The organism is Streptomyces sp. NPDC096339, from assembly GCF_044762985.1.
Taxonomy (GTDB): domain Bacteria; phylum Actinomycetota; class Actinomycetes; order Streptomycetales; family Streptomycetaceae; genus Streptomyces.
Genome location: NZ_JBIWFI010000001.1, coordinates 500,894 through 515,256 on the forward strand (window position 1 = coordinate 500,894; position 14,363 = coordinate 515,256).

The window sequence follows — 14,363 nt, forward strand, 5'->3', positions numbered from 1 at the left end:
CGACATACGAGCGAGATACGACAGGGAGGCGTGCCGTGCGGGTGAGGGATCTGCTGGACATGCCGGAGCTCCGGCTCACGGTGCTCGACGACGGGGGCCCGGCCGGCCTGGACCGCGAGCTGCGCTGGGTCTACACCACCGACCTGCTGGAGCCCGCCGACTTCCTCGGTGGCGGCGAGCTCGTCCTGACCAGCGAGGGCTGGTACCGCACCGCGGCCGACTGCGAGACCTTCGCGGCCTCCCTGGCCGAAGGCGCCGCCGCCGCGCTGGTCGCCGGCGACATCCTGCTCGGCGAGGTACCCACCGCCCTCGTCGAGGCCTGCCGCCGCCATGGCGTCCCCGTCCTCGCCGTGCCGGCCGACATCAGCTACAGCACGCTGTCCCGCACGGTCATCGACCGCATCAACCGTGAACGCGGCCGGGTGCTCGCCGATGTCCTGAGCCACCACCGCCGCCTGGTCACCGCGCTCGTCGACGGCGCGGACCTCGGCGGCCTCGTGGCCATGCTCTCCGCCGAACTCGGCACCCCCTGCTGGGCCCTGTCGACGGCGGGTCGCCTCCTCGCCGGGCCGGGCGAAGAGCTCTCCGTCGCCGTCCGCGGCCGGCTCGCCGCCCACGCCCTGCGCGCCGAGCGCCTCCCGGCCACGGCCGACGGACACACCCTGCTCCCGATCGGCCGCCGCGGCGCCGGCGGCGGGCTCCTCGTCATCCTCGGCACCCCCGACGACGCGGGGACCGCTGCCCAGACCGCCGAGCTCCTCGCCCTGGGCGGCGCCCGCCGGGACGAACGCCGCCGCACCGAGCAGCGGTTCCACGCCCAGCTCGTCGAACTCCTCGACCAGCAGGCGCCGCCCGCCGCCGTCACGGCCCGCCTGCGCACCGCCGGCCTGGCCACGGACCGCCCGCTGGTCGCCGTGACCGCCCTCACCAGGGGCGCGCTGCGCTCCTGGGACCTCGCCGCGGACCTCGTCGAAAGCACCCTCGACGAGGACCCGGAGATCCGTGCGGTCGTCGCCGGAGGCGAGAGCGGACCGACCGTCCTGGCCTCACTCGGCACCCTGCTCGACGACGGGGCGCTCGCGACCCTGCTCCGCGAACGCCTCGCGCAGTTCGAGCCCGCCGCCGACGGTGGGCGCGTCGCCTTCGGCCTCGGCACGTGTTCCGACCCGGCCGGCCTCGGCCGCGCCCTAGAGGAATCCCGCCACGCCGCACGCCTGGCCGCACTGCGCCCCCAGCGACTGGCCCTGGTCACCGCCCGCGAACTCGACTCCCACCTCATGCTCCTGGCAGGGGTGCCCGGAGACATCCGGGCGGCGTACCGGCAACGCCTCCTCGGCCCCCTCCACGCCTACGACGCGGAACACGACACGGAGCTGACGCACACCCTCGCCGTGTTCCTGGAAGCCAACGGAGCCTGGCGCGCCGCGGCGGAGGCCCTCCACGTCCACGTCAGCACGCTGCACTACCGCATCGGCCGCATCCAGCACCTCACCGGCCGCGACCTGTCCACCGCCCGCGACCGCGTCGACCTCTACCTCGCCTGCGCCATCAGCGACACCTGACCGGCGGCGCCGCCGGAGGCCGGCGGCGGCCCGCCCCTCGCTCCCGCCGCAGGATCGTGATCAGGTCGCGGGGCAGACCGTGGGGCAGACCGTGGGGGTCGTGTTCGCGGCAGTGGGCCCCGGCTTCCGCTCCGGGGCCCCCTGTGTCCGCTTCACGATGGCCGCGGCGCGGTTCAGCGCGCTGGTGAGGTTCCCGCCCCGCGGTGCTTGATGTTGACGGCCGCCGCCTTGGCCAGGGCGGCGGGGTTCAGGAAGCGCAGCGGACCGATCATGCGGGCCGCGAACATGTACATGTGCCGCGCCATCGACTCGTCGCGGGCCGCCGCCGAGAACAGCAGCCGTTCCCCGGGGTTGAACGGCCGGGCCTTCGCGAAGTCGACCGCCATGGCCTGGTGGCCGCGCAGCCCGCGCCGGTGCCGGCGTGCGTACAGCGCGAGCGCCCTGTCGAGGTCGCCCCGGCCGGCCGCGGCCGGGGCGCCCGCCTCCGCGAGCCATTGCGCGGACTGCAGGGCCCATCCGCACCCCACGCCCCACAGGGGGTCACTGGTCAGGGCGGCGTCGCCGACGAGGGCGATGCCCGGGGCCGTCGGGTCGCGGGTGATCAGCGGGTAGTCGACGGTTCCGATGAACTTGGTGATGCGCTCGGCGGAGTCGACGGGCGGCGCCTCGGGCAGGGCGCGGACGAACTCGAGGAAGCTGCCCTCCAGGTCCTCCCTGAAGGCCGGCAGCCGCTTCTTGTCCGGGAGTACCGCGAGGACCGTCACCCCGTCGTCGTTCGGGAAGGCGTACGCCATGTCGGGTTCGAGGAACCAGGTCTGACCGATCCCGCCGTGCAGCGGAAGGTCGCGGAAGTGCGCGAGGTAGCCGAACCGGGTGTTCTCGTGCACCTTGGTGGGCACCTCGGCGAACTTCGCGACGGCCGAGTCCTTGCCGTCGGCGCCGACCACGAGCCGGGCCCGGATCTCACGGTCGCCCTGTGGCATCGACGTACGCACCCCGACGGTGCGCCCGGCGTCCCGGACCAGGCCCGTGACCCGGTGGCCGAGGAGCAGGTCGACGCCGGGGGTTTGCGCCGCGCGGGCCCTGATCAGCGGGTCGAGGGTGCTGCGCCGGACGTTGTACCCGTACGGCAGCGCGGGTCCGTCGGGCGCGGACCTCGGCTCGATCCATCCCCAACGCGTGTACCAACGGGCGTCGTTGTGGAGGGCTCCCGCCTTCTCCAGAGCGGGTATGAGGCCGAGTTCGTCCAGCACGGGGTGGGCGTTGGCCGTGATGGAGTGGGTGCACAGCACCTTGTACGCGTCGGGGTCGGAGCGACGTTCCAGCAGTGCGACGCGGACACCGCGCCGAGCGAGCAGGATCGCCGCGGCGCAGCCGGCGAGGCCGGCTCCGCTGATGACGACGTCGTAGTCGTTGGTCATGTACTGATCGCTCCCTTTGGGGTGTGGTGCCGTTCGTGGGAGTGGTGCGGTGCCGAATCAGTCGTGCGGTTACCCAATGGTAGGAGCTGCGCGTCGACTGAGGGGCGATCAGGTCGGGTCGTCGTGCGCCCGGACTTCCGGGGCTTCGGCGAGGCTCCGCTACCGGATCGGCGCCACAACGACGCGGAGGACGTACTGGACCAGCTCGACTCCCTCGGTGTCGAGCAGGCGGTCCTGGTCGCCTCCTCGTACGGCGGACGCGTGGCCGTGGAGATCGCCGCACGCCGACCGGACCGGATCTCCGCCATGGTGCCCTCGACGTGGCGGACTTCCGGCAGATCGCGGCCCGGCTGCCGGAGCTGCTCACCGACGCCCGGCACCTCGAACTGCCCTGGGCCGGGCATCTTCCCAGCCTGGAGCGGCCCGCCGTCGTGACGGACCTGCTCCTCGGCTTCCTGCGCGAGACGGTGTCCGCCGGCTGAGCGGACCACCTGGAGCCCCGTTCAGGCCACCCGCCGGCCCCGGTCGACCCAAAAGTCGCTCTTCGCAAGGGTGTTGCTATTGCGAGTAACAGGCAGAAAGCTTGTAGGGTACTTACCGTCACCTCGGGACGCGGAGCTTCGTCATGCCCAGACTGATCCCGGATTCCGGCCCTCAGCGCGTCATCGCCGCCTCGAACTTCATCTACACCGTCGGCAGTGGCCTCTATCTGACCGCCGGGGTCCTCTACTTCACCGAGGCAGTACGCCTTCCGGCGGCCTCGGTGGGCCTCGGACTCGGCATCGCCGGCGTCGTCGCGCTGGCCGTGGGCATCGCCGTCGGCCATCTCGCGGACCGCCACGGAGCACGCGGCGTCTACGCGATCACGCTCGCCGTGCAGGCACTGGCCACCGGCGGCTTCGTACTGGCCGACAACTTCTGGTCGTTCGTCCTCACGGTCGGTATCGCCACCGGCGCCAAGGCCGCCGGACTGGCCGCACGCAGTCCACTCATCAGGCACTACGGAGGGGACCGTCCGCAGGCGTTCCGCGCCTATCTCCGCGCCGTGACCAACGTGGGCATCTCCCTCGGCGCCCTGCTGGCGGGCTGGGCCGTGCAGGTGGGCACCCTCCCTGCCTACCGACTCCTGGTCATCGGCAACGCGGTCGCCTTCGCGGCTTCCGCGGCGGTCCTGCTCCGCCTGTCGCCGGTCGCCCCCGTCCCCACCACCGGCGGCCCCCGCCGGATCGCCCTGCGGGACCGCCCCTACCTCCTGCTCACCGCTCTCGACGGCATCATGGCCGTCCAGTTCAAGGTGCTCACGGTGGCCATCCCGCTCTGGCTGGTAACGGCCACCACCGCTCCTCGCTGGCTGATCTCCGGCACCATGCTCGTCAACACGGTCATCGTCGTCCTGTTCCAGATACGAGTCGGCCGCAGCATCGTTTCACCCGCGGCGGGCGGAGCCGCCTACCGGCGAGCGGGCGTGGCTTTCCTCGTCTCGTGCTCGTTGATCTCGCTGTCCGCCGGGATTCCGGCGTGGGCCGCCGCCACGCTGCTCACAGCGGCGATGGTGATCCACACCATCGGCGAGCTGTGGCACTCGGCCGCGGGTTTCGAGGTGTCGTTCGCCCTCGCTCCGCAGCACGCTACCGGCCAGTACCTAGGCGTGTTCGGCCTGGGCGCCGGACTGGCCGAAGCCCTCGGTCCGGCCCTGCTCATCTCACTCTGCATCGGCTGGGGCCGACCTGGGTGGTACGTCGTGGGAGCGCTGTTCGCGCTGACGGGTCTGGCGGCGCCCCTTGCCGTCACCTGGGCCCAACGCCACCAACAGCCCCGGCGGACACAGTTGCGGCAGGCTGTCACGCCGAAGGAGGCCGCCGTCTAGTGCTGTGACCGGAAAGGTTCACCGGGTCACGGCGCCCGGCACGGCACCTCGCGGCGTTGTCGGCCCTCGCAAGTAAGTCCAGTACGAGCCGAGGCCCTCCGCCTTGCGATGCTTCCCCTCGGCCCCTGCGGGCCTGGGGAGACCCCATGCACCGGACACCGCGACCCGGCAAACCTTTCCGGCCACAGCACTAGCCGGGGAGGCGGAAGCCGTTGAAGAGGTCGTCCATGCCGCGCAGGGCCAGGCGCGTGGGGGTGGCCCGGACCGCGAGGTCGCGTGCGGCCGCCGCGAGCGGGTGGCGGAGGGCGCCGAGACGGCCGACGCGGCGGGCCCGCACGCGCACCGCGTCGGTGCGGTCGCGACGGGCGGCGGTGTACGCGGCCAGGGCCGCCGGGACGGAACCCTTGCCGGTCGCGCCGGTCGTGTCGGTCCTGTCGTCCGTGCCGTTTCCGGTGGGGAGGAGGTGGGCCAGGACCACCGCGTCCTCGATGGCCTGGCAGCCGCCCTGGCCTAGGTTGGGGGCCATGGCGTGGGCGGCGTCACCGAGCCAGGCGATCCGGCCGTGGTGCAGGCGCGGGAGCGGAGCGGCGAGGTCGTACAGGTCGTTCTGTAGGACGTCGGCGGGCGCGAGGCGGCCGACGCGGTCGAGCAGGGCGGGGATCGGGTCGTGCCAGGTGCCGAAACGGTCGCGGAGTTCGGCACGGGGGTCGGCCGACCGGGTGCCGGCCGGGACGACCGCGGTGGCGTAGAGGTAGTAGCGGCCGTCGGAGAGCGGGGTCACTCCGAACCGCTGCCCCCTCCCCCACGTCTCGCTCATGGCCGGTACCCGCAGGTCCGGGGCGTCCACGAGAGCCCGCCAGGCGGTCTCGCCGATGTAGTTCAGGCCGGGGTGGGACGGGAAGTACGCGCGCCGCAGCGGGCTGTTGATGCCGTCCGCGGCGACGACCAGATCGGCGGGCAGGTCCGGGCCCGAGGCCGTACGGACGGTCGGACGGCCCTCCGCGTCGTCGACGGCGGTCACCGCGGTGCCGTAGCGGACGGTCCCCGGCGGCAGCGCGGCGGCCAGGGCGGCCGTGAAGGCCGGCCGCGGGACGGCTATGGGGGCGATGCCGTAGCGGGCCGCCATCTCCGCGGTCCCGGCGCGGGTCAGCCACTGGCCGGCGGAGCGGCGTACGCCCATCGTCGCGGGTATGGCGCTGCCGGTGGCGCGCACGGCGTCGACGCCGATGGCGTCGAGTGCGCGCAGGGCGTTGGGCGCCAGGCCGATGCCCGCGCCGGTGATGGGCGGTTCGGGGGAGCGTTCGCAGACGGTGACGTGCCAGCCGCGCCGGTACAGGGCGATGGCGGCCGTGAGACCGCCGATGCCCGCCCCGGCGACCACCGCGTGACGTTCCTCCATGGCACCCCTCATCGTCCGGTCCGGGCTGTCTCCACGGCTGCGCCTGGCACCGCCACTGTAGAGCGCGGGTGCGTCCTTTCCCGCTCCGTCGCCGCCAGTTCCACCCCGGTCCGGTACAGCTCGACCAGCAGGGGCCGCAGGGCCGCACCGGACGGGGTCAGGCCGTAACGGGTGCGGACGGGAAAGCCGGGCAGGCGTTCACGGAGGGCCAGGCCCTGCGCCTCCAGCGCCCGCAGCCGCTCCGTCAGCACCTTCGGGCTGATGTCGGGGAGACGGGCCGACAGCGCTCCGAACGACAGGGGGCTGCCCATCAGTTCCCGCAGGACGAGCGTGGTCCAGCGCCCGGACACCGCCGTGAGGGCGAGTTCCACCGGGCAGTGCGGCTCCGGCCGCCGGGTGCGCCCGCTGTCGTCGGGGACGAGCTCGGTGTCCCATCGGCCTGTGTGGCTTTCCGTTTGGTGACCCATTTCGGCCTCGGGTTGGCTGCCGCCATGAGCATCGGACGCGATCATGCACCCACTGTCCCCCTGACCACCGATCCCCGGCAACACCCGGCCGTCTTCGCGGCGGCGTTCAACACCGGCGACCCGGCGGCGTTGGCCCAGGTGTACGAACCGGACGCCGTCTTCGTTCCACACCCCGGGACCCCGCTGACGGGGGCGGCGCTCGCCTCCGCGAACGCGGAGTTCCTCTCGCTGGGGCTGCCGATCGAGGTGCGTCCACGCCACGTGTACACGGCGGGTGACCTCGCACTGATGATCGTCGACTGGAGCATCGAGGGAACCGGGCCCGACGGCGCGGCCGTCCGGCTGGCCGGAACGGCCACGGACGTGGCCCGCCGCGGCGCGGACGGGCTGTGGCGTTACGTCGTCGACAACCCGTTCGGCACCGCGCCCGCCTGACCGGGGGTGTCGCCGCGGAGAACGGCGACGCTCAGGTCGACCACGTAGTGCTCGTCCACCCATCCGTCCGGGAAACGCGCCATGAGCAGGGCCCGTTCGTCGGTGAGGAAGGCGTCCGTGCCGGGCTCGCCGATGAGGAAGAGGGAGTGCGTGGACAGTTTGGCGAGATGCGTGTCGACGGGGACGCGGCGCGACCAGGGGAGGCGACGGCGGGTGAAGCGTGCCCCGTACTGCGAGCGGGTGCGCTCGTTGATGTACCAGCCCGGGCCGAACCGCTCCTCGATGCGGGTCTGCTGGTCCGCGATCCAGTCGACGGTGACGTCCGGGTCGTTCGACCAGACCGCCAGCGCGCCGCCGGGGCGCAGCACCCGCCGGGCTTCGGGGACGGCACGGGCCGGGTCGGTCCAGTGCCAGGACTGCGCGTAGGTCAGCAGGTCCAGGCAACCGGACTTCAGTGGCAGCCGGTTGCCGTCCCCGCGCAGGAGCGGCGTCCGTGGATTGCGGCGCCGGAACTCCGCGGCCATGCCCTCGCCCGGCTCGATGCCGACCACGCGCGCCCCGCGTGCCTGCAAGAGGGCGGTGGCGATGCCCGTACCGGCCCCGATGTCGGCGGTACGGGCCCCGGCCAGTGGGAAGCCGGCGAGTTCGGAGAGGGCGTCGAACAGCTCGGTCGGGTAGGAGGGACGATGGGCGGCATAGCGAGCGGCCGCCGCGCCGAAGGAACGCGCACGGGATTCGTTCGTCATGCCGCCCATGATGGAGCTACTGGTACGGGTTGAACGGGATGCCCGCCGGCTTCGCCTTCGCCAGGTGGTCCGCGAAGGCGCCGTCCTTCAGGCCGAAGTGCGCGCTGCCGAAGTCGGCCTGGCTCAGCTTGTCCCGCAGTCCGGCGGGGTAACCCGACCATCCGACGAGTGCGGGGAACTGCCAGGCCTGGCGGTGGTTCTCCGGCGGTTCGTCATTGGTGTTGGCCGCGCGGAAGCAGTGCGTGCCGATGCCGTCCTTGTGGTAGACGATCTTGGGGTGGGTGCCGTCCCAGCGGATCTGGTCGCGGGCGTGGATGACGAAGTCCCCGTGTGCGGAAGTCGAGACGTACTTGGCCTCGTTGCCCTGGATCCACACCACGACGTGTTCCCAGTCGTGGCGGTGGCCGCCGAGGCTGATGCCGGGGATCGCCTGGTCCTTCTCGAAGTACAGTCCGTAGATCACGGCGCACCAGCCGTTGTTGCAGGTCCAGCGGGAGTAGCCGTTGGTGTTGGCGAGGTCCGAGGCGTCGCGGCAGTTGCCGTTGAGGGCACCGGTGGGGTTGAGTCCGCCGTTGAGTACTCCGGTCGGGCCTATCGCGGGGGTCGGGTAGCAGCCGTCGGTGTCGTAGTCGTAGGCCGGCTGGAAGGTCAGCTCGATCGCCTCGGCCTGGCTGGGCAGGGCGGGCGGTGGTGCGGCGAAGGCGACCTGGGGTACGGCGACCACCAGCGCGAGGGCGGCACCCACGACCGCTAACGATCTCCGGATGTGACGGTTCGTCCGCAAGGCGTGCCTCCTGGCCGGCCGGGTTCGGGATGGCGCGTGCATCGCGACCACCGTCGGCCGACACGCCGGGCAGCATCATTCGCGAACCGGGGCGGCGCAGCAAGGGTGTGGGCGGCCTCTCTTTCCGGCATGAACGGACACGAACCACCGGAGTGCGGACGCCTTTTGGCGTGTTCCCGAGCCGGATTCGAGTCAGGACGGACCGGGGCCCTCCCGCGGATCACGGTGATGGCAGAGTGGGTCCGTGAGTTACAGCATCTTCCTGCTCCGGTTCAGGGACGGCGAGGTCGTTCCCCTGGACACCGGGACGCTTCGCCGGGTGACGGAGCCCTGCCTGGTGGCGGGCGGCCAGGAGGAGGGCTTCTCGCAGATCCGTGCGGAGGACGAGGGCGAGGCGGACCTCTACCACGAGTCCTCGGGCGAGAGCGGCATGTCGTGCGTGACGGCGACGCATTTCGCCCGCGGGGCGATGCTCGGCGTGCTCTCACGGCTGGCGGCGGCCCTCGGGGCCTCGATCGTGCCGCAGTGCGGTCGAACACTGATCTTCCGCGAGGACGACCGCCCTCACCTCCCGGCGGAGCTCCGGGAGAAGGCGATGCTCATAGCCCCCACGGGGGACGCGTTGCAGGCGGCGTTCGACGCCGCCTGACCGCCCCCGGGCCCCAGGCCCCGAACCCGGCCCCTGCCCCGGCCCGCGTCACGCCGTCACGCCGTCACGCCGTCACGCCGTCACGCCGTCACGGTCAGAGGGTGTTCATCAGGATGATCGCCGCGAGGTCCAGCAGGATCACGGTGATGACGCCGATGACCATGGCCCAGGCTTTGCGCGATTCGTCCATGCGCACGAGTCTCCCCCCGGCCCGGGCCTCTCGCGAGGCGAGGCCCGGGCGGTCGCCCGTCCGAGAGGCCGCCGCCGTCGGTCAGGAGACCCAGGCTCCGGTCATACCGAGGACCGCGGAGCCGTCCCGGTCGGCCAGCTTGGTCCCGGTGAAACCGCGGGCCCACTCGGAGGTCTGGATGCGGAACGCGGGCTCTTCGGCGGTGAGCGCCTCCATGACCGCCTCGGCCGCGCCCGCCGGGGTCTGCGCCCCGTCCAGGAACTGGCCGACCGTGCGGTCGATGTAGTGGCGCATCGCGTCGGCGTAGGGGCCGGCCGCGGCGATGCGGGCGTCGATGTCGAGTCCGATGTTGTTGACGAACTCGGTCGCCACCGCGCCGGGCTCGATGACGGACACGCCCACCCCGACGGCGGCGGCGACGGGGGCCAGGCTCTCCATGTACCCCTCCACGGCGAACTTCGCGGCGCAGTAGGCCTCGTTGAAGGGCTGGCCGATGACGCCGCCGACGCTGGTGACCGTGATCAGGCGGCCTCCGGTAGCGCGCAGGTGCGGCAGGGCCGCCTTGGAGACGTTCAGCACGCCGAAGAAGTTCACGTCCATGACCTCACGCACGTCGGCGACGGACTCGAGCTCTAGGGTGCCGACGTGCCCGGCGCCCGCGTTGTTCACGACCGCGTCCAGACGGCCGTAGTCGGCGATCACGCTGGCCACGGCGGCGGCGACGGACTCCTCGTCGACGACGTCGAGCTGCCGGATGTCGAGTTCGACGCCCGCCTCGGCGGCGGCCTTGCGCAGGGCGTCGGCCCGGCCGGTGTCACGGAGGGTGGCGATGGTGCGCCACCTGGCACGGGCGGCGGCGATGGCGGCCGCCAGGCCGATGCCGGAGGAGGTACCGGTGATCAGGACCGTGCGGAGGGAGCTGTCGGGGGTGGTGGCGGTGGTGGGGTGGGTCGACATGGCCGGCGCCTTTCACTGAGCGTGATTTATGTGCGTGCACACACACTATAAATTTATGTGCGTGCGCACGCAAGCTCTAGACTGCGGACATGGCGAAAAAGCTCACCGAAACCGAGATGCCGACGGCCGACTACGCCTTCTACGGGCTGGTCTGGGCCGGCACCACCCTGACCGACCGGGTCGACCGGGCCCTGGTCAAGGCGCACGACCTTCCGGTCTCCTGGTTCGAGGTGATGCTGTGGCTGGCCTCCAGCCCCGAGCCCGTACCCGCTTCCACCCTCGGGAACAGCACGCTGCTCAGCCGCAGCCAGGTGTCCCGCGTCGTCGACGCCCTGCAGAACCGCGGCCTGGTGACCCGTACGCCTTCCGCGCGTGACGCCCGGTCGGTGGAGGTCTCCCTCACGGAGGCGGGACGCACGGTGTTCACCGCGGCCGACGCCACGCGGCGCGAAGCCCTGGAGCCGGTCTTCACCGAGCTGCTCGACGAGCAGGACCTGGAGGCCCTGGAAAGGGTGTGGCGCAAGCTCAAGGCCGCCAAGGCCGCGCAGGCCGAGAAGGGATAGGGCGCGCACGGCACCCCCCGGGCCGGCGGGGAACCCTCACGGGGCCCGCGGGCGCCCGGATTCAGCCTCCGTGACCGTCGGGGGCGGCCTCGACCTCGGCGGTGAGCGTGGCGGCCGCGGCGAAGAGGCGGGCGCAGCGATCCGTCATGGCCGCCGGGGTCTGCTCCGGGTGCTTGACCCACCAGCGGACGAGCGTGGCGACCAGGTCCCGCCAGACGTACTTGAGCGCGTCGGCGTCCAGCGGGTCGGCGGAACCGGCCGCGCGCAGCAGTTCGGCCGTGCCGCCGGCGGCGAGCCGGTCGATGGCCGACCAGTACTCCGAGGCCCGACGCTCGGCCTCGCCGCCGGGCGGAAGCGTGGTGTCGTACAGGACGAACCACGCCTCCCGCCGGCCCTCCAGGGCCTCGAAGATGCCGCGCAGCACGCGCAGCGGCGTGTCCGGCGCGGTGCCGTCGGCGCCCATCGCCTCCCGAATGACCTCCAGCAGCCGGTCCCCGACGGGCACCAGGCAGGCGACGTACAGGTCCTCCTTGGTGCCCAGGTACTGGTGCAGCAGCGTCTTGGTGACGCCCACGCGCGCGGCGATCGCGGGGAGCGAGGCCGCCGCGTAGCCGCGGGTGCCGAACTCCTCCGTGGCGGCCTCCAGCATCTGCCGCCGGCGGTGCTCCCGCGGGACTCCCTTGGTGCCGGCTCTTGTCACGGGGGTTGCCATGCGGCGATATTATCAGTAGGTAATTTACCCCGAGGTAAATTACCTGCGACCCCTGGAGCGCATCCATGGCCGGCACCACCCCGCAGCCGCACTCCCGCACCCGCTCCTGGTGGGGCTGGGGCTGGGAGGACGCCCATCCCGACGACGCGGAATGCACCGCGATGGGCGCCCTGATCCCCGGCACCCTCGCCCGCCCGCTCCCCGTCCCCCGCGTCCGCGACCTGGGCATCGCGGGCCCCGCGGTCGAGGCCCCGCGCAGCCTCGCCCACCTGGTCACCGACGATCCCGGTGACCGCGCCGCCCACGCCATGGGGAAGGCCTACCGCGACGTGGTGCGGGCCCTGCGCGGGCGGCCCGGCCGGATCCCCGACCTCGTCGCCCGCCCGACGGACGACCGGGAGGTCGCCGACCTGCTGGAGTGGGCCGGGGAGCGGCGGGTCGCCGTCGTACCGTACGGCGGGGGCTCCTCGGTCTCCGGCGGTGTGGAGTACCGCGGTGACGCCCACGGGGCGGTGATGTCCCTCGATCTGACGGCGATGGGCCGCGTCCTGGAGGTCGACGCCGAGGGGCGGGCGGCGCGCATCCAGGCGGGCACCCTCGGGCCGAGCCTGGAGGACCAGCTGCGGCCCCACGGACTCACGCTGCGCCACTTCCCGCAGAGCTTCGAGTTCTCCACCCTGGGCGGCTGGCTGGCCACCCGCGCGGGTGGCCACTACGCCACCGGCCGCACGCACATCGACGACTTCGCGCAGTCGATGCGCGTGGTCACCCCGGCCGGCACGAGCAGTTCCTGGCGGCTGCCCGCCTCCGGCGCCGGGCCCTCGCCCGACCGGCTGTTCCTCGGCTCCGAAGGTGCCCTCGGGGTCATCACCGAGGCGTGGGTACGGTTGCAGGCGCGCCCTCGCCACAAGGCGTCCGCCTCGGTCGCGTTCGCCCGCTTCGACGACGCGCTCCGGGCGGTGCGCGCCCTCGCGCAGTCCGACCTCTCCCCAGCCAACTGCCGCCTGCTGGACGCCGGTGAGGCGGCGCTGTCGGGCGCGGCGCGGGACGGCTCCGCCGTACTGGTCCTGGGCTTCGAGTCGGCGGACGAGCCGGTGACCGCCCGGCTCGACCGGGCCGTCGCTCTGGCCCGCTCGCACGGCGGCCGGTCCGGCGCGACGGTCGGTGCGTCCGGTGCGTCCGGTGCATCCCGTGCGGACGCGGGTCCCGGCGGCGACGCGGCCGTGAGCGCCTGGCGCTCCGCCTTCCTGCGGATGCCCTACCTCCGCGACGGTCTGGCCAGGATGGGCGCGGTCGCGGAGACCTTCGAGACCGCGGCCACCTGGGACCGGATCCCCGGCCTGATCGAGGCGGTGCGTACCGAGGTCGGTGCGGCGGCGCTCAAGGCGACCGGTCACCCGGCCACCGTCAACTGCCGTCTGACGCATGTCTATCCGGACGGGGCGGCACCGTACTTCACCGTCCTGGCCGCCGGCCGGGACGGCGACGAGGACGCCCTCTGGGACGACTTGAAGGCCGTCGCGGTCGAGGTCCTGCACCGGCACGGGGCGACCGTGACCCATCACCACGCCGTCGGCCGGGACCACCGTCCGGGCTACGACCGCCAGCGGCCCGAGCCCTTCGCCCTCGCCCTGCGCGCCGCGAAGGCGGCGCTCGACCCGCACGGCATCCTCAACCCCGGCGTACTCGTGGACTGACCGGGGCCGCGGTCCGGCGGGCCAGTGCCGGCCCCGAGGACGGGTGCGGGCCGCGCGGACCGCTTCGGGCGGGCCGGCTCAGTGCTCCTCGCCGGCGATGAGCAGTTCACCCACCGCGTCCGCGAGGACGGCCCGGGCCGGGGCGGGCATCGCGGCGTCGGTCACGAACCAGTCGGCCCGGTCCAGTGCCGCGAAGCCGCTGAGCCCGACGACGCCCCATTTGCTGTGGTCGGCGACGACCGCGACCCGCCGGGCCGAGGCGACGAGCGCCCGGTTGGTCTGCGCCTCCATGAGGTTCGGGGTGGTCAGCCCCGCCCCCTCGGCCACCCCGTGGGCGCCGAGGACGAGCAGGTCCACGTGGAGGGAACCGATCACCAGGTCCGCGAGCGGACCGACCAGCGCGGCCGACGGGGTGGGTGCGCCGCCGGTGAGCAGCAGGGTGGGGGCCCCGCTCCCCGGTTCCCCGTCCGCGGCCCGCACCAGCTCGGCGACCGGGAGCGAGTTGGTGACGATCGTCAGCCGCGGGATGCCGAGCAGCCGGGCGGCGACCGCGTGCGCGGTGGTGCCGCCCGAGACGGCGACCACGCTGCCCGGTTCCACCAGGGTCGCGGCGGCTTCCGCGATGGCCGCCTTCGCCGCGCCCTCCAGATCGGACTTGGCGGCGAATCCCGGCTCGTGGCCGCTGGCCCCGTTCGCGGCGACGGCCCCGCCGTAGACCTTCTCCACGGCGCCGCTCCGGGCCAGGGCGTCCAGGTCCCGGCGGATCGTCATGTCCGAGACGCCGAGCCGCCCGACGAGGTCCGCCACGCGCACCGCGCCGTCGCGCCGGACCGCGTCCAGGATGAGCGCGCGGCGCTGGTGGGCCAGTTGGGCTGCCTGTTCGGCCACGATCGCTCCCCCGGTGTCGGCCAGTG

The 14,363-nt window shown here is 73.2% G+C and carries 15 protein-coding genes and 1 pseudogene; 8 read left to right on the forward strand and 8 right to left on the reverse strand.

All coding sequences use genetic code 11. The features are described from left to right. Window positions 1-35: 35 nt before the first annotated feature. Window positions 36-1,562, forward strand: a complete 1,527-nt coding sequence (locus tag ACIQ5Y_RS02395) for a PucR family transcriptional regulator (RefSeq protein ID WP_403874120.1) — start codon at window positions 36-38, stop codon at window positions 1,560-1,562. Between the two features lie 173 nt (window positions 1,563-1,735). Here ACIQ5Y_RS02395 and ACIQ5Y_RS02400 read toward each other — a convergent pair whose 3' ends face one another. Then, a complete protein-coding gene (locus tag ACIQ5Y_RS02400) occupies window positions 1,736-2,983 on the reverse strand; it encodes an NAD(P)/FAD-dependent oxidoreductase (protein WP_403874122.1) in 1,248 nt (415 codons plus the stop codon). Window positions 2,984-3,046: 63 nt separating this feature from the next. Here ACIQ5Y_RS02400 and ACIQ5Y_RS02405 point away from each other — a divergent pair. From ACIQ5Y_RS02405 to ACIQ5Y_RS02415, 3 genes and pseudogenes are all read left to right on the forward strand, one after another. After that, window positions 3,047-3,235 (forward strand): annotated as a pseudogene (locus ACIQ5Y_RS02405) (alpha/beta fold hydrolase); the annotation flags it as partial. Window positions 3,236-3,303: 68 nt separating this feature from the next. Beyond that, the gene (locus ACIQ5Y_RS02410) at window positions 3,304-3,465 is read left to right on the forward strand and encodes an alpha/beta fold hydrolase (protein WP_403874498.1); all 162 of its coding nucleotides are present in this window, start codon (window positions 3,304-3,306) and stop codon (window positions 3,463-3,465) included. 143 nt (window positions 3,466-3,608) lie between these two features. Next, complete coding sequence (locus tag ACIQ5Y_RS02415) at window positions 3,609-4,850, forward strand: MFS transporter (protein WP_403874124.1); 1,242 nt, start codon at window positions 3,609-3,611, stop codon at window positions 4,848-4,850. Window positions 4,851-5,040: 190 nt separating this feature from the next. Here the strand turns inward: ACIQ5Y_RS02415 and ACIQ5Y_RS02420 are convergent, their stop codons facing one another. Next, window positions 5,041-6,249, reverse strand: coding sequence for an FAD-dependent monooxygenase (locus ACIQ5Y_RS02420; RefSeq protein ID WP_403874126.1), 1,209 nt, complete (start codon window positions 6,247-6,249; stop codon window positions 5,041-5,043). A gap of 8 nt (window positions 6,250-6,257) precedes the next feature. Continuing rightward, window positions 6,258-6,761 carry a winged helix-turn-helix transcriptional regulator gene (locus ACIQ5Y_RS02425; protein WP_403874128.1) on the reverse strand — a complete coding sequence of 168 codons (504 nt, stop codon included), beginning with the start codon at window positions 6,759-6,761 and terminating at the stop codon, window positions 6,258-6,260. Between ACIQ5Y_RS02425 and ACIQ5Y_RS02430 the strand changes: the two genes are divergently transcribed. Next, window positions 6,741-7,151, forward strand: coding sequence for a YybH family protein (locus ACIQ5Y_RS02430; RefSeq protein WP_403874130.1), 411 nt, complete (start codon window positions 6,741-6,743; stop codon window positions 7,149-7,151). The genes ACIQ5Y_RS02425 and ACIQ5Y_RS02430 overlap by 21 nt on opposite strands. Here the strand turns inward: ACIQ5Y_RS02430 and ACIQ5Y_RS02435 are convergent. Continuing rightward, window positions 7,112-7,897 carry a class I SAM-dependent methyltransferase gene (locus tag ACIQ5Y_RS02435; protein ID WP_403874132.1) on the reverse strand — a complete coding sequence of 262 codons (786 nt, stop codon included), beginning with the start codon at window positions 7,895-7,897 and terminating at the stop codon, window positions 7,112-7,114. The two genes, ACIQ5Y_RS02430 and ACIQ5Y_RS02435, sit on opposite strands and share 40 nt — an antisense overlap. A 16-nt stretch (window positions 7,898-7,913) precedes the next feature. After that, window positions 7,914-8,723 (reverse strand): NPP1 family protein, encoded by an 810-nt coding sequence (locus tag ACIQ5Y_RS02440; protein WP_403874134.1) that lies wholly within the window; start codon window positions 8,721-8,723, stop codon window positions 7,914-7,916. Window positions 8,724-8,925: 202 nt separating this feature from the next. On the opposite strand from ACIQ5Y_RS02440, the gene ACIQ5Y_RS02445 reads away from it, so the two are divergent. Beyond that, complete coding sequence (locus ACIQ5Y_RS02445; RefSeq protein WP_403874136.1) at window positions 8,926-9,330, forward strand: hypothetical protein; 405 nt, start codon at window positions 8,926-8,928, stop codon at window positions 9,328-9,330. Between the two features lie 271 nt (window positions 9,331-9,601). Here ACIQ5Y_RS02445 and ACIQ5Y_RS02450 read toward each other — a convergent pair whose 3' ends face one another. Next, on the reverse strand, window positions 9,602-10,477 hold the full coding sequence (locus ACIQ5Y_RS02450; RefSeq protein WP_403874138.1) for an SDR family NAD(P)-dependent oxidoreductase: 876 nt from the start codon (window positions 10,475-10,477) through the stop codon (window positions 9,602-9,604). An 89-nt stretch (window positions 10,478-10,566) separates the two neighbouring features. Here ACIQ5Y_RS02450 and ACIQ5Y_RS02455 point away from each other — a divergent pair, with 89 nt between their 5' ends. After that, a complete protein-coding gene (locus ACIQ5Y_RS02455) occupies window positions 10,567-11,040 on the forward strand; it encodes a MarR family winged helix-turn-helix transcriptional regulator (protein WP_403874140.1) in 474 nt (157 codons plus the stop codon). Between the two features lie 61 nt (window positions 11,041-11,101). On the opposite strand, the gene ACIQ5Y_RS02460 is transcribed toward ACIQ5Y_RS02455, so the two are convergent. Beyond that, entirely contained in the window at window positions 11,102-11,752 is a 651-nt protein-coding gene (locus tag ACIQ5Y_RS02460) for a TetR/AcrR family transcriptional regulator (RefSeq protein ID WP_403874142.1), read from the reverse strand. Window positions 11,753-11,817: 65 nt separating this feature from the next. Here ACIQ5Y_RS02460 and ACIQ5Y_RS02465 point away from each other — a divergent pair, with 65 nt between their 5' ends. After that, window positions 11,818-13,449, forward strand: a complete 1,632-nt coding sequence (locus tag ACIQ5Y_RS02465) for an FAD-binding oxidoreductase (protein WP_403874144.1) — start codon at window positions 11,818-11,820, stop codon at window positions 13,447-13,449. A 78-nt stretch (window positions 13,450-13,527) separates the two neighbouring features. On the opposite strand, the gene ACIQ5Y_RS02470 is transcribed toward ACIQ5Y_RS02465, so the two are convergent. Beyond that, window positions 13,528-14,337, reverse strand: coding sequence for a DeoR/GlpR family DNA-binding transcription regulator (locus ACIQ5Y_RS02470; RefSeq protein ID WP_403874146.1), 810 nt, complete (start codon window positions 14,335-14,337; stop codon window positions 13,528-13,530). Window positions 14,338-14,363 lie beyond the last annotated feature (26 nt).

Excerpts from the sequence above, each read along its gene's own strand:
- ACIQ5Y_RS02400 (WP_403874122.1), bottom strand. The coding sequence starts at position 2,983 with ATGACCAACGACTACGACGTCGTCATCAGCGGAGCCGGCCTCGCCGGC.
- ACIQ5Y_RS02415 (WP_403874124.1), top strand. The coding sequence starts at position 3,609 with ATGCCCAGACTGATCCCGGATTCCGGCCCTCAGCGCGTCATCGCCGCC.
- ACIQ5Y_RS02420 (WP_403874126.1), bottom strand. The coding sequence starts at position 6,249 with ATGGAGGAACGTCACGCGGTGGTCGCCGGGGCGGGCATCGGCGGTCTC.
- ACIQ5Y_RS02430 (WP_403874130.1), top strand. The coding sequence starts at position 6,741 with ATGAGCATCGGACGCGATCATGCACCCACTGTCCCCCTGACCACCGAT.
- ACIQ5Y_RS02425 (WP_403874128.1), bottom strand. The coding sequence starts at position 6,761 with ATGATCGCGTCCGATGCTCATGGCGGCAGCCAACCCGAGGCCGAAATG.
- ACIQ5Y_RS02435 (WP_403874132.1), bottom strand. The coding sequence starts at position 7,897 with ATGACGAACGAATCCCGTGCGCGTTCCTTCGGCGCGGCGGCCGCTCGC.
- ACIQ5Y_RS02440 (WP_403874134.1), bottom strand. The coding sequence starts at position 8,723 with ATGCACGCGCCATCCCGAACCCGGCCGGCCAGGAGGCACGCCTTGCGG.
- ACIQ5Y_RS02450 (WP_403874138.1), bottom strand. The coding sequence starts at position 10,477 with ATGTCGACCCACCCCACCACCGCCACCACCCCCGACAGCTCCCTCCGC.
- ACIQ5Y_RS02455 (WP_403874140.1), top strand. The coding sequence starts at position 10,567 with ATGGCGAAAAAGCTCACCGAAACCGAGATGCCGACGGCCGACTACGCC.
- ACIQ5Y_RS02460 (WP_403874142.1), bottom strand. The coding sequence starts at position 11,752 with ATGGCAACCCCCGTGACAAGAGCCGGCACCAAGGGAGTCCCGCGGGAG.
- ACIQ5Y_RS02465 (WP_403874144.1), top strand. The coding sequence starts at position 11,818 with ATGGCCGGCACCACCCCGCAGCCGCACTCCCGCACCCGCTCCTGGTGG.